General features: G+C 63.6%; 9 protein-coding genes. 5 read left to right on the top strand and 4 right to left on the bottom strand.

Translation table 11 applies throughout. The annotated features are described in order from the left end of the window. Positions 1-78: 78 nt before the first annotated feature. Both ABIB91_RS13490 and ABIB91_RS13485 read right to left on the bottom strand, forming a co-directional pair. On the bottom strand, positions 79-342 hold the full coding sequence (locus ABIB91_RS13490; protein ID WP_354161609.1) for a hypothetical protein: 264 nt from the start codon (positions 340-342) through the stop codon (positions 79-81). Between the two features lie 965 nt (positions 343-1,307). After that, a complete protein-coding gene (locus tag ABIB91_RS13485; RefSeq protein ID WP_354161606.1) occupies positions 1,308-2,261 on the bottom strand; it encodes a MobA/MobL family protein in 954 nt (317 codons plus the stop codon). Positions 2,262-2,650: 389 nt separating this feature from the next. Between ABIB91_RS13485 and ABIB91_RS13480 the strand changes: the two genes are divergently transcribed. Beyond that, complete coding sequence (locus tag ABIB91_RS13480) at positions 2,651-2,977, top strand: hypothetical protein (RefSeq protein ID WP_354161603.1); 327 nt, start codon at positions 2,651-2,653, stop codon at positions 2,975-2,977. Between the two features lie 480 nt (positions 2,978-3,457). Here the strand turns inward: ABIB91_RS13480 and ABIB91_RS13475 are convergent, their stop codons facing one another. Further along, the gene (locus tag ABIB91_RS13475; RefSeq protein WP_354161600.1) at positions 3,458-4,720 is read right to left on the bottom strand and encodes an ROK family protein; all 1,263 of its coding nucleotides are present in this window, start codon (positions 4,718-4,720) and stop codon (positions 3,458-3,460) included. A 254-nt stretch (positions 4,721-4,974) separates the two neighbouring features. On the opposite strand from ABIB91_RS13475, the gene ABIB91_RS13470 reads away from it, so the two are divergent. The 4 genes from ABIB91_RS13470 to ABIB91_RS13455 all read left to right on the top strand — a co-directional run bounded on the left by ABIB91_RS13470 (position 4,975) and on the right by ABIB91_RS13455 (position 10,060). Next, positions 4,975-5,940 carry a sugar-binding protein gene (locus tag ABIB91_RS13470; RefSeq protein ID WP_354161597.1) on the top strand — a complete coding sequence of 322 codons (966 nt, stop codon included), beginning with the start codon at positions 4,975-4,977 and terminating at the stop codon, positions 5,938-5,940. Positions 5,941-5,991: 51 nt separating this feature from the next. Further along, complete coding sequence (locus ABIB91_RS13465) at positions 5,992-7,518, top strand: sugar ABC transporter ATP-binding protein (RefSeq protein ID WP_354161594.1); 1,527 nt, start codon at positions 5,992-5,994, stop codon at positions 7,516-7,518. Continuing rightward, entirely contained in the window at positions 7,515-8,576 is a 1,062-nt protein-coding gene (locus ABIB91_RS13460) for an ABC transporter permease (RefSeq protein WP_007594180.1), read from the top strand. Before ABIB91_RS13465 ends, ABIB91_RS13460 begins: the two co-directional genes overlap by 4 nt. A 137-nt stretch (positions 8,577-8,713) precedes the next feature. Continuing rightward, entirely contained in the window at positions 8,714-10,060 is a 1,347-nt protein-coding gene (locus tag ABIB91_RS13455) for a carbohydrate porin (RefSeq protein ID WP_354161590.1), read from the top strand. 151 nt (positions 10,061-10,211) lie between these two features. On the opposite strand, the gene ABIB91_RS13450 is transcribed toward ABIB91_RS13455, so the two are convergent. After that, positions 10,212-11,099, bottom strand: coding sequence for a VOC family protein (locus tag ABIB91_RS13450; protein WP_354161587.1), 888 nt, complete (start codon positions 11,097-11,099; stop codon positions 10,212-10,214). Positions 11,100-11,251 lie beyond the last annotated feature (152 nt).

The following is an 11,251-nucleotide window of genomic DNA, read 5'->3' as shown; positions in this document are numbered from 1 at the left end:
TGATGCGCAGAAGCGCTATCCGCTGTGGATCGGACCTGCGGGCGCTTACGCCCGAGCGCACTCGGCGGAGGAGTCAGTCTATTCCATGTCGGAGGGGCATTCCGGGCAGGTATCGCCGATCGAGTCCAGCACTTGGCGGAGCTCGGCCACCGCGTCATCCGGAGACAAGCTGGTTGGTGGCTCCTGTCTGGCCAGATCCAAGGCGTGCTCCCGCGCATGTGGGTCGGCACGGTCCTTCGCCCAGCCGTGCTCATCGCATTCGTGGATGGCGCCGGCCTCCTGCAGCACCGAGATGGCCCAGCCGCGCAGCGTCCGGATCGCCTTTGGTTTTTCCCTCGTCATCAGCTTCAGAGAGCTCCTGCCGAGGACGAATCCTTGGGACCACCGCCTCGTTCCTGGCGGTTAGCACGGGTCAGGGATTCCGGATTGCTGAGGCCCCGGTATGTCCACCTGTTCCGCCGAGCCTGTGCAGAACCTCACGGGGTCTGCGCCGGGTCTTCCTTTACACCACCGGCAACGATGCGGAGCGCGCCGTCCGGAAGCGGGCCGCTGCGTGTGGGCACGCTCGCGGCGCCCCTGATGCCTGGATCCTCGAAACCGAGACCAGCGCTTGCAGATTTCGTACGGAGCTAATGCCAGACCGCATAGAGCGGTGTCCGGACCGTTAGCAGATAGGCTGCCTTCGGTCCCCAGGCGATCTCTGCGGTGCTTGAGCGCGGCGCTCGCCCGGATGAGCGAGGTGGCGCCGCTGGTCTGGTCTTGCGAGCGTGCAGGACGTTCTGGCGGCGTAAGGCTGGGAGCTAGGGCTTTCGAGGTGGCTCGGCGGCTCGAAAGCGGCAATCGTTCCAAGATGTGCGCCGCTCCGACTATCTTGCTCTTCCAGAGAGGCGCCGTCGTCGGCTTGTCCGCAAGAAGCCCGATAGTGCCTGATATGAGCTGCCAGCGGTTCGACTGTCCGCGAGGAGTATCATGAAGATCGACGACATGTTCACCAGCAACGGCAAGCTCCGTGCCGACGGCCTGATGGAGCATGAAAATCATGCAGCTCAAGAAAACCGAGGAGTCCAAACAACCTTTGGACTATTATAAACTCGTTCAGACTATGTCCGGCAAAGAATCATGGGCCTGTCCGCTGGTTGCACACTGATAGTCGCTTCTCAAGAAGATGGATTTGAGGGTACTCGCACCGGGCCGTGGGGTGACCCGACGGCGAGCCGCTGTAATTGCCTCGGGTAACACAAGATTGGGTCTTTCTGCACGCCAGAAGGTTCTTATGTAGTTTCGCCGCGGCTCGCCGACCTCGACGGTCACGGTCCGTACCTCGAACTTGGGGGATCAAGGTCCGTCGCGATCTCGGCAACCGCCGTAGCTGCAACCAAATTCGGGTACCCGCCAACCTTGCCTGGTACCGCATTGTTTACAGAATAGCGGGTCGGCTGCGGCGGGTCGGCCAAGCAAGGTTCTTCAGAACTGGTCACTCTCGCCTCGGCACGAGCTGCCTCGAGTTCACGCTCGAGTTCAGCGCATTCAGCCTCCAGGCGAGCGACTTCCGAGCGCGCCGCGCGTTCCTGGTCACGTCGTTCCATGGCGGGGGTCTTCTGGCCCGTGCGCTGGTAGTGCAGGACGTGCCAGTGCGGTAAGCGGACTTCGGCCGCGGGCAACCCGCGCTCGACATTCGAGCGGGGGTCGACCTGACAGTCCACGCCCTTGCTTCGGCAAAACTCGTTCAACATCTCCGCCATTTTGTAGCGGACGACTTTGGCAGCGCCGTGGAAAATCTTATTCCAGTGGCGCGCCTTCAGGCGCGAAAACGTTCCGTCTACGATCTCGCGCATCGTGGTCATGAAGTGCACGTGAGGATTGATGTCGCCGACGGACGCCATGGGGCAGTGGATGCCCACCTGCACGATCATGCCGTGAACAGCGAAGGCGCTGGCTACGTGGCGCGCAAGCTCCACCCAGTGCTTTTTTGGGATGGAACGCGGGATCGTCAACTCGAAGAGTCGGGCTTCCTGCGCATCCGCTCGCTTCTCCGCCGCGACCGCGCGCCTCCACAATTGCGTGCTGTCGGCAGCCCAGGCCGGCGCGCCTTTCGGCTTCACGACGAAGGCGGCGACAACGTCATTTCGCGCCGAAAAGTCGACGACTGAGCCGTCGGCGAGGCGCGCCGAACCGCCGCACACATAGGCGGAATGCCAGAGCGCATCGCCGCCTCGCGAGCGTTGCACCAAACCCATGTCGAACCCGAGGCTGCTGATCACGTTGGAAACCTATGTATAGATGAAGCGCGCCGTTCTGCTTCTGGATACCGGGCATCCTAGACCCGCAGGCCGCAAGCTCAAAACGGGCAGCGGAGACAAAACACAGGACGCCGGTTCTGGGTCATTCGACGTCGGCACGATCAGCTCCAGAGGGGCCACCATGGTCCTTGTGCCGATCCCGCGGGATACGGCCGAGCGGAGCAGAGCCCGCCCGCTACCAGGAGTGCGACCTCTCGGCCTCCGAGGCGGTCTCCGTTTCGGCGCTGTATCCGGAAAATGGCCCCCGCATCGTTCGCTCGGAATAGCGCCTTGCGAGGGGGTGGCGACTTGCTGCTCCAGCTGGATAATGAGCCGCTCCGGTAACCCGATCACATCCACAGGAGCTCTAGATGTCTGCCTTCCCCCGGCCCGCGCCCAGCTATGTCAGTGTCAAAACGGATCCGAACCCGCGCGAGCTGCCGCGCAGCCGGGTCGAGATTGCGGAGGAGCGCGTCGCTGCCGTTCGCCGCCAGCTCGCTCTCGGCAAGCGTCGGCTCCGCAGCGCGTCGGTGCGAGAGCAGGGCATTCGCGATGGTGAGGTCGGGCGAGCGGTGTGGCATCTGATCGAACAGGCCGAGCTCGGGAATGCCGTGATTGATTTGATCCGCACCGAATTGCGCGCCAGTCTGACCCCGGCGCAGGCCGCCGCCTTCCGCGGCACCATCTTCGAGCAGTAGCGCGCTTGGCAAGCTGCTTGACCGGACGCCCGTTGCCCAAAGCCGCGGCTTGCGTTGCCGGCGCACTGGTTCCGCTCTGCGGCCGGTGCTCCTTCGGTGGAGGGCCCCGCGCGCTCCCAGCCGCCGCTTCCGTCGACGTGGAGGCCGTTGCCGAGGCTGCAGGCCCAGAGCCTGCTGCCCGCCACGCGTCAGCCCGCGATCGACGGCGTGTTCCTGAGCATCGTGGGCGTTCCAACAAGCGCACGGCCTGACGACGCGCTGTCCTCGTCGATTGCAGTGTCATCGAGGACAGTTTTCATCGCCACAGCGCAGTTCGTAACCCCGATCATTGGCGCACTTGATGGTGAAGCACCGGGGTGATACACACCCCTTGATGTCGCCCCAATTTGTCTGATTTTTCAGGTATATAGCTGCCCCGGCGAGGTGACCGGAATGTGGGTGGGGACCCTCCCGCCCCAGCCAGCGCTTAGCTCGCGGCGCTTACTCGGTCGCTTCCATGTGGTTTTGGTCGACGACCCGCAGCGTCCGCCGCACCATGCCCTCGACAATGACCGTCGACTCGCTTGGACGCAGATGGATCGCCGTGGACCTGAGCAGCCATGGCAACACCGACTGCTCGAGCCGCTCTTCATAGGCGTGGCGCATCATGTCGAATGCCATCAGGCCTGGACCCGCCAGGATGACATGGTGCGGCCGCAGCACCGATATGGTTGCGGCGACCGCCTCCGCGAGCGCGCGACCCGCCTGCAGGAACAGGTGCTCGAGACGTGGATCTCCGCCCAGTGCGCGCTCGCGCAACAGAGCCATCTGTCCTTCGGACGGCTGCTGCGAGTCCGCCGGCGGCAGATCGAGAAAGGTGCGGGCGTCGCGGTAGAGCGCATAATCGGCAAGATAAGCCTCGATGCAGCCGCGCTGGCCGCAGCGGCATTGCGGGCCGTCCGGCGCCAGCTTGACATGGCCGATCTCGCTGCCGGCGCCCCAGCGTGCTTCACCATCGGCAACGACGCCCATCCCGATGCCGTGACCGACCATGATCGTGGCCGAGAGGCCTTGCGCCAATGCCGGTTCGGCGGACGTGAGGGCGAGCGCGACCGCGACAGCGTCGTTCGCCATCACGACCTCGACCCCGAACGCCTGACGTATCGGCGTCGCCAGATCGACTTCGGTGATCGACAGCGCGGGACTCCACAGCGTCGTGCCGGTGTCGACGTTCACGATGCCTTGCAGCGCAATCCCGATTCCCAATAGCCGATGGCGCGGCGTCGCCGTCGCATCGAGCAGCGCATTGATCTGCGCGATCACGAGATCGCGCAGCGCGTCTGCATCGAGCGCGCGCGTCGACAGTGCAAGTCGCGACTGCGCCACGCCGGAGCCCCGGAAATCCGCGATCAGCGTCTCGATCAGGTTCATACGCACGGAGATCGCGACGATGCGCCCGAACTCCGGGTTCAAGGTCAGCAGCACGGCCGGCCGGCCGCGGCGACGGCCATTCGGCCCGTCCGCATCCTCTTCGTCGGGATCGTCGGACCATGCGGTTGCCGCTGTCTCGGTCTCGCACAGCATCTCTTCCGCGATCAGCCGCGACGTCAGGCCTGAAACGGCCGGGAAGCTCAATCCCGTGTTCCGGGCGAGCTCCACACGCGGCAACGGCCCTTGGCGTCGCAAGACTTCGACCAGGCGGCCACGGTTCGAGCCGCGGGCCACGGTTGAAACGCGTCTCGGCGGCTCAGTCTGGTCAACCATGTTGCCCCTTTAATTCTATTGGTGAATTTAATATGCGCGCGGTGCAGTACTGTGGCGTAAAAAGCACATTCGGAAAACGTCTTTGGGCGCCATGTTTACTAATATCGTACCTTATGTACTATTTACGCTTGAATAAGACGCTCGTACATCCTGATCTTGACACTTTGCGCTGCGTCATTTCTTCGCGGCGTAAATAAAATAAGGGCGCAAAAGCGCTGTGAAGCCCCGGAGTGGGTGAACAAAGGGAGATACACATGAACGGATCAATCAAGAAATTGATAGTGCCGCTGCTCGCGACCGCCGCCGCGCTCGCGATGGCCACGGGAATGGCGCAGGCTCAGCAGAAAAAGACCATTGCGCTGGTCACCAATGCCGCGGCCGATTTCTGGACCATCGCGGGCCGTGGGCTCGAGAAGGCTCAGAAGGAGCACCTGGAATACGACATCCAGTTGATCGTCACCAACGAGGCCACCGCGGCCGGCCAGCGGCGCGAGCTGGACGACCTGCTGGTGCGCGGCGTCGCCGGCATTTCCATCTCGGTGGATGATGCGCCGCACGCAACCGAAGAGCTCAACAAGGTTGCGGCCAAGACCGTGCTGATCACGACGGACAGCGACGCGCCGCAGAGCAATCGCCTTGCCTATATCGGCACCGACAACGTCGCGGCCGGACGCCAAGCAGGCGAGGAGATCAAGAAGGCGCTGCCGAACGGCGGCAAGATCGCGCTGTTCGTCGGCACGATGGATGCGGACAATGCCCGCGAGCGGGTGCAGGGTATCAAGGACGCGATCGCCGGCACCAAGGTCGAGCTGGTCGACGTGTTCACCGACCAGGTGGACTTCGCCAAGGCCAAGGCGAACATGGAGAACGTGCTCGTCAAATATCCCGACATCGCGCTGTTGTCCGGGCTTTGGAGCTACGAGACACCGCTGATCTATGACGCCGTCAAGGCGGCGGGCAAGGCCGGCAAGGTGAAGATCGTCGGCTTTGACGAGGACCAGCGCACACTGCGGGGCGTTTCCGACGGCACGATCGAATCGACGGTGGTGCAGCAGCCCTACGAGTTCGGCTATCTCTCCGCCACCAACATCATCAAGACGCTGAACGGCGATAAGTCCTGGATCCCGGCGGGCGGCAAGCTGATCGTGCCGACCAAGGTAATCAGCAAGGCCAACGTCGCGGCGTTCACCGCAGACATGAAGAACCTCCTCAAGAAGTGAGTATCAGGCGCCCGGCGGCACGTCCGCCGGGCGTCGTGCGGGAGGAAATGAATGGCGGAAATCCTGTTCGAACTCGCCGGGATCAGCAAATCCTATCCCGGGGTCATGGCCCTCGATGACGTCAGCCTGCGGGTGTACCGCGGCGAGGTGTTGGGCCTGATCGGCGAGAACGGCGCCGGCAAGTCGACGCTGATGCGCGTGCTCGGCGGCGTGATCGCGCCGAGCGAGGGTGTGATCCGCATCGGCGGTAACGACTACGCGCGGATAACGGTGAACGAGGCGACGCAGGCCGGCATCGCCTTCGTGCATCAGGAATTGAACCTGTTCGAGAATCTCGACGTCGCCGCGAACGTCTTCATCGGGCGCGAGAAGCTGGTGGGCGGGCCGCTGAAGCTGGTGGACAGCGCGCAGATGCGCGCCCGCGTGACGCCGCTGCTGGAGCGGCTGGGTGCGGATTTCGCGCCGGATACGCTGGTCGAAGACCTGTCCATCGCCGAGCGTCAGATGGTGGAGATCGCCAAGGCGCTCTCGATCGACGCCCGCGTGATCATCATGGACGAGCCGACCTCCAGCCTGACGATTTCGGAGACGGAACGGCTGCTCGAGGTGATTGCCGACCTGAAGGCACACGGCATCTCGGTGATCTATATCTCCCACCGGCTCGGCGAGATCATGACCTGCGCCGACCGCGTCGTGGTGCTGCGCGACGGCCGCACGGTGGGAGAGCTGGCGCGGAACGAGCTAAGCCATGCCGCGATGATCCGGCTGATGATCGGCCGCGACCTGAAAGCGCTGCATACTCCGCCGAAATACCCGCCGCAGCCGGGCGGCTGCGACATCGTCGGCGTCGTGACATCAGCCTTTCCCGACCGGCAGGTCGATCTTTCGGTGCGGCATGGCGAGATCCTGGGCCTGGCGGGGCTGGTAGGCGCCGGCCGCACCTCTCTTGCCCGCGCGGCCTTCGGGGTTGACCCGCTGCTGGGCGGCGAGATCAGGATCGACAACGCGCCGATCGCAATCGCATCGCCGCGCGACGCGATCAGCCAAGGCATCTATCTGGTGCCGGAGGATCGCAAGAAATCCGGGCTCGTGCTGGAGCTGCCGATTCGCGAGAACATGACGCTGGCGAGCCTGTTGGATCATGCGCGGATGTGGCTGGTCAGCGGCGCGGCCGAACGCAAGGTCGCGAAAGAGCAGGTCAGGCGCCTCTCCATCAAGGCGCCGAGCATCGACATGGAGGTGGTGACGCTCTCCGGCGGCAACCAGCAGAAGGTCGTGCTCGGCAAATGGCTGTCCATGCAGCCGCGCGTGATGTTCTTCGACGAGCCCACCCGCGGCATCGATGTCGGTGCCAAGAGCGAGATCTACGCGCTGATGCGCGACCTCGCCGACCATGGCGTCGCGATCGTGATGATCTCCTCGGACATGGAGGAAGTCATCGGCGTCTCCGACCGGGTGGCGGTGATGCATGAAGGCAGCGTCAGCGGCGTGCTCGAGCGGGAGCAGTTCAGCGAATACAACGTATTGCGACTGGCCATTGGCCAGGCGCTCGAAACCGCGGAAGCGGCTGCGCCATGATCAGGAAAGAGCTCGGTCTGGGATTGCTGCTGGTGGTGATCGCCGCCATCACGGGCGCGATCAATCCCGCCTTCCTGTCGCTGGTGAACCTCTTGAACATGGCCAATCTGATCGGCCTGTTCGGTGTGTTCGCGCTCGGCGAGGGGCTCGTGATCATAACCGGCGGCATCGACCTGTCGCTCGGCTCGATGTTTGCGCTGCTCGGCGTCGTGTTCGTCGACCTTCTGACGACCTACGACGTGCCGTGGCCTCTGGCGCTGGCGGCCGTGCTGCTGGGCGGGCTGGTGCTTGGCGGCATCCAGGGGTTCCTGATCACCCGGCTGAAGATGCAGCCCTTCATCGTGACGCTGTGTGGGTTGCTGATCTATCGCGGCGCCGCCCGCTACTACACGAGCGATTCGACCCGCGGCTTCGGTTATGGCGACGAGGCGGCGACACTGAGCAACATCGCCTCGGGCAATGTGGCGGGAATCCCGAACACCTTCATCCTGCTGATCGTCCTTGCGCTGATCCTCGCTGTGCTGCTGCACCGCTCGGTCTACGGGCGCTGGCTTTATGCCGTCGGCAAGAACGAAGAGGCGGCGCGCTTCTCGGGCATCAGCACAAACGTCGTGATCGCAACCGCCTATATCATCAGCGGCGGGCTCGCCGGAGTTTCGACGGTCTTGTTCGTGTTCTACACGAACTCGGTCTCGCCGAGCTCCTTCGGCAATTTCTACGAGCTCTACGCGATCGCGGCCGCCGTCCTGGGCGGGTGCAGCCTGCGCGGCGGCGAGGGGTCTATTCTCGGTATCGTGCTGGGCACGGCGCTGCTGCAGGTGTTGCAGAACCTCGTGAACATCCTGGGCATTCCCAACTCGCTGAACTTCGCGGTGATGGGCACGGTCATTCTGATCGGCGTGTTGGCGGATCAGCAATTGCAGGCACGACGGCGCCGCAAGCTGGCGCTGGCCGGCCTCGCCCGTGCGGCGCCGAAATCGACATTGGCCGAGCAAGTCCAAGGCGCGTCACCGCGCCCCGCGGATGCATTGCCGGCGAGAACGGGTGATCGGGCATGACAGATCCACGCTCCAGTTGACACAAGGCCGCCTGGTCGGCGGCCGCTGGGGGAGGGAGCGCGTTCCAGGCTCGAGGGCTTTGGGCAGGGGCGTGAGGCGAAACAAGCAAAGCCTGAGACGGCGGGAGGACGAGACAAATGTTGCGCAGGTTTATAAACACCGCAGGGGTGTGCGGTGTGGGGATTGCTTTCTCATCGCTGTTTTGCGGTGGAGTACATGCGGCCGATTTTTCGACGAAAGCTGCACCTGTTCCTTATGCGGCTGACGATTTCTGGACGAGACCGTATCTGTTCGGCGATCTCGGCAGGACCAGGCTGAAGGAGCAGGGCATCGATATCGGCCTGACGCTCGGTAACGAATCCGTCGGCAATCTCTCCGGCGGAAGCAGGAACACTGCGGCCAACGCCGGTCAGTTGTGGTTTGGCGCGAAGCTGGACATGGGGAAACTCGCCGGCATCCCCGGCGGCACCGTCGGTCTCACGCTGGTCGACCGCTTCGGCAAGAATCTGAATACCGAAGCGGACATTCCCGCCCTGCAGCTGACGAACGAAGTGTTCGGTCGCGGCAATATTCTGCGCCTGACGCAGCTCTACTACTCGCAGAAGCTTTTCGATGACCGGCTTGAACTCAAAGGCGGCCGTCTTCCGGTCGGCTCGGACTTCTTCTTCGGCCTGTGCGAGTTCATCAACCTGACCTTCTGCGGCGGCCAGCCCGGCAACATCCAGGGCGGCTACATCTACAATTGGCCGGTGAGCCAGTGGGCCGGTGTCGTGCACTACAAGATCGCGCCGGAATTCACGGTGTCGGTCGGTGTCTACGACGCCAATCCGGGTTACCTGACGACGTCGGACCCAGGCGTCTACTTCTTGCCCGGCATTCCCGCCTCGAATCGCGCCAGTGGCGTGATGGTGCCGGTGGAATTGGTTTGGACGCCGAAGGGGCCCTTGACCGGGACCTGGAGACTTGGCGGCTGGTACGACAGCGCCTCGTCTATTGATGGTGGCCTTCCGGGTGTTATCAGCACCATCCCGGGCGTCGGTGGTGTGCCGGATCAAAATATCAGCGATCAACGCGGCCGCTTCGGCGTCTACGAGTCGATCCTGCAACGATTGACTGTTGACGGTCCCGGTGCGGTAGGTTGGTACACCTTCCTCAATACGACCGTTGCCGATCACCGGACGTCGTACCAGGATTACCAGATCGCCCTGGGCTTCAGGCATACCGGTACGTTCTCCTGGCGTCCCCAGGACGAAGTCGGCTTCGCGGTGGGCACGACCCACGTGAACACGGCTGCCCTCAGTCCCAACGCCGGCGGCAACGAAGTGCCGCTCGAAGTCTGGTACGGATGGCAGGCGACCGGCTGGCTGAACCTCAAGTTCGACGCCCAGTATGTCATCAATCCCGGCGGGCGCGGCTATAACGGGGTGGGCGTGAAGACCGACAATGCCGTGGTTCTTGGCATGCGCACCGAGGTCCACTTCTGACGGGACGCTCACCCGTCTGATGCGAAAGGTGGGGCATGCCCGTCCCACCGGAGCGCACGCAACATGTGGCGGCTCCGCTCAGCGGAGCCGCCCGGCCGCGCCTTCGGTCATTCCGACGTTGCTGCGGCTAGGCGCGGGACTTGGTTATCACCTATCCCTCGTATTGATCCGGCCCCATCGCCCAAAGCGCCTGATCGTGGCCGGATGCATAGTTCCGATTGTTCAGCGCCGGATTGCGATTGACCATCGGCCGCATGAACATCGGGTGGGTGGCGCTGCGCACCTCGTGCTCGACCGTGAACAGCGGCTTGCCGCTGTCGAGATCGACGATGTCGCAGAAGCGGTACTGGTACTGATTGTCCTCGCGCGAGATCAGATCGCGGGCCAGCAGCTTGCGATAGGGGCCGGAGAAATCGGTGATGTACATCTGCACATGGTGGCCGTCATAGTCGCCTTGCGGCCGATCGGTCTCGCGAAACAACAAATGCTGGTCGCGGCCGGTCTTCACGGCGGCAACCGTGCCGTCGCCGTTCCGCAACTCGGATGGCATGCCCATGATCTCGGGGTAGAAGGTGCAGATGCGCGCGGCAGATCCCACCGGCACGTCGAACTCGACATAGGGAATGCCGAGCGCGACGCGACCGAAGCGCGCGGCGTCGGGCTCGTAACAGCGTAGCCGGTTGCCCCACGGACAAATCGCTTCGACATGGTCGTTACGCTCGGCGAAGGCGAACGCCGTGCCCTCGAGCTTCTTCGCGACTGACGCCAGTCGCGCCAGCAGCGCCTCGCGGCCCGCGATGACCAGCCCGACATGACCGCGCAGCACCTGCGGCCGGCCGCTCGGCAAATGAAACTGGCTCCGTCCGGCGTTGATCCACATGTTGGTGTCGGACACCATGAGGTAGGGATCACGGGTGAGCCCGAGGCCTGCGACATAGAACAGCGTGGCGAGGCGCTGGTCCGGGACCTGGATGTTGACGTGCTCGAAATGGATCGCGTTGCCGAGATCTTCTTTGGATCGATCGAATTGTTGCGGCATGGACGGGGCTCTGATGCGGGAGGGGCAGGTCCATACTAGAGCACAATTTCCGCCAGTCGAAATGATTCGCCGATCACATCTCGAGGGCGGGGCATGGCGTCTGTTGCCACCTTGCCGCAAATGCCAATCCCTGTAAGCTGACGAACAGCACA

The organism is Bradyrhizobium sp. JR4.3, assembly GCF_040547695.1.
Classification (GTDB): Bacteria; Pseudomonadota; Alphaproteobacteria; order Rhizobiales; family Xanthobacteraceae; genus Bradyrhizobium; species Bradyrhizobium canariense.
Note: the sequence above shows the minus strand (reverse complement) of the source record. Positions and strands in the feature narration are given on the sequence as shown.

What these genes read in the sequence shown, in the direction of transcription:
- ABIB91_RS13455 (WP_354161590.1), top strand. Translation starts at nt 8,714, where the DNA reads ATGTTGCGCAGGTTTATAAACACCGCAGGGGTGTGCGGTGTGGGGATT.
- ABIB91_RS13480 (WP_354161603.1), top strand. Translation starts at nt 2,651, where the DNA reads ATGTCTGCCTTCCCCCGGCCCGCGCCCAGCTATGTCAGTGTCAAAACG.
- ABIB91_RS13490 (WP_354161609.1), bottom strand. Translation starts at nt 342, where the DNA reads ATGACGAGGGAAAAACCAAAGGCGATCCGGACGCTGCGCGGCTGGGCC.
- ABIB91_RS13475 (WP_354161600.1), bottom strand. Translation starts at nt 4,720, where the DNA reads ATGGTTGACCAGACTGAGCCGCCGAGACGCGTTTCAACCGTGGCCCGC.
- ABIB91_RS13450 (WP_354161587.1), bottom strand. Translation starts at nt 11,099, where the DNA reads ATGCCGCAACAATTCGATCGATCCAAAGAAGATCTCGGCAACGCGATC.
- ABIB91_RS13460 (WP_007594180.1), top strand. Translation starts at nt 7,515, where the DNA reads ATGATCAGGAAAGAGCTCGGTCTGGGATTGCTGCTGGTGGTGATCGCC.
- ABIB91_RS13470 (WP_354161597.1), top strand. Translation starts at nt 4,975, where the DNA reads ATGAACGGATCAATCAAGAAATTGATAGTGCCGCTGCTCGCGACCGCC.
- ABIB91_RS13465 (WP_354161594.1), top strand. Translation starts at nt 5,992, where the DNA reads ATGGCGGAAATCCTGTTCGAACTCGCCGGGATCAGCAAATCCTATCCC.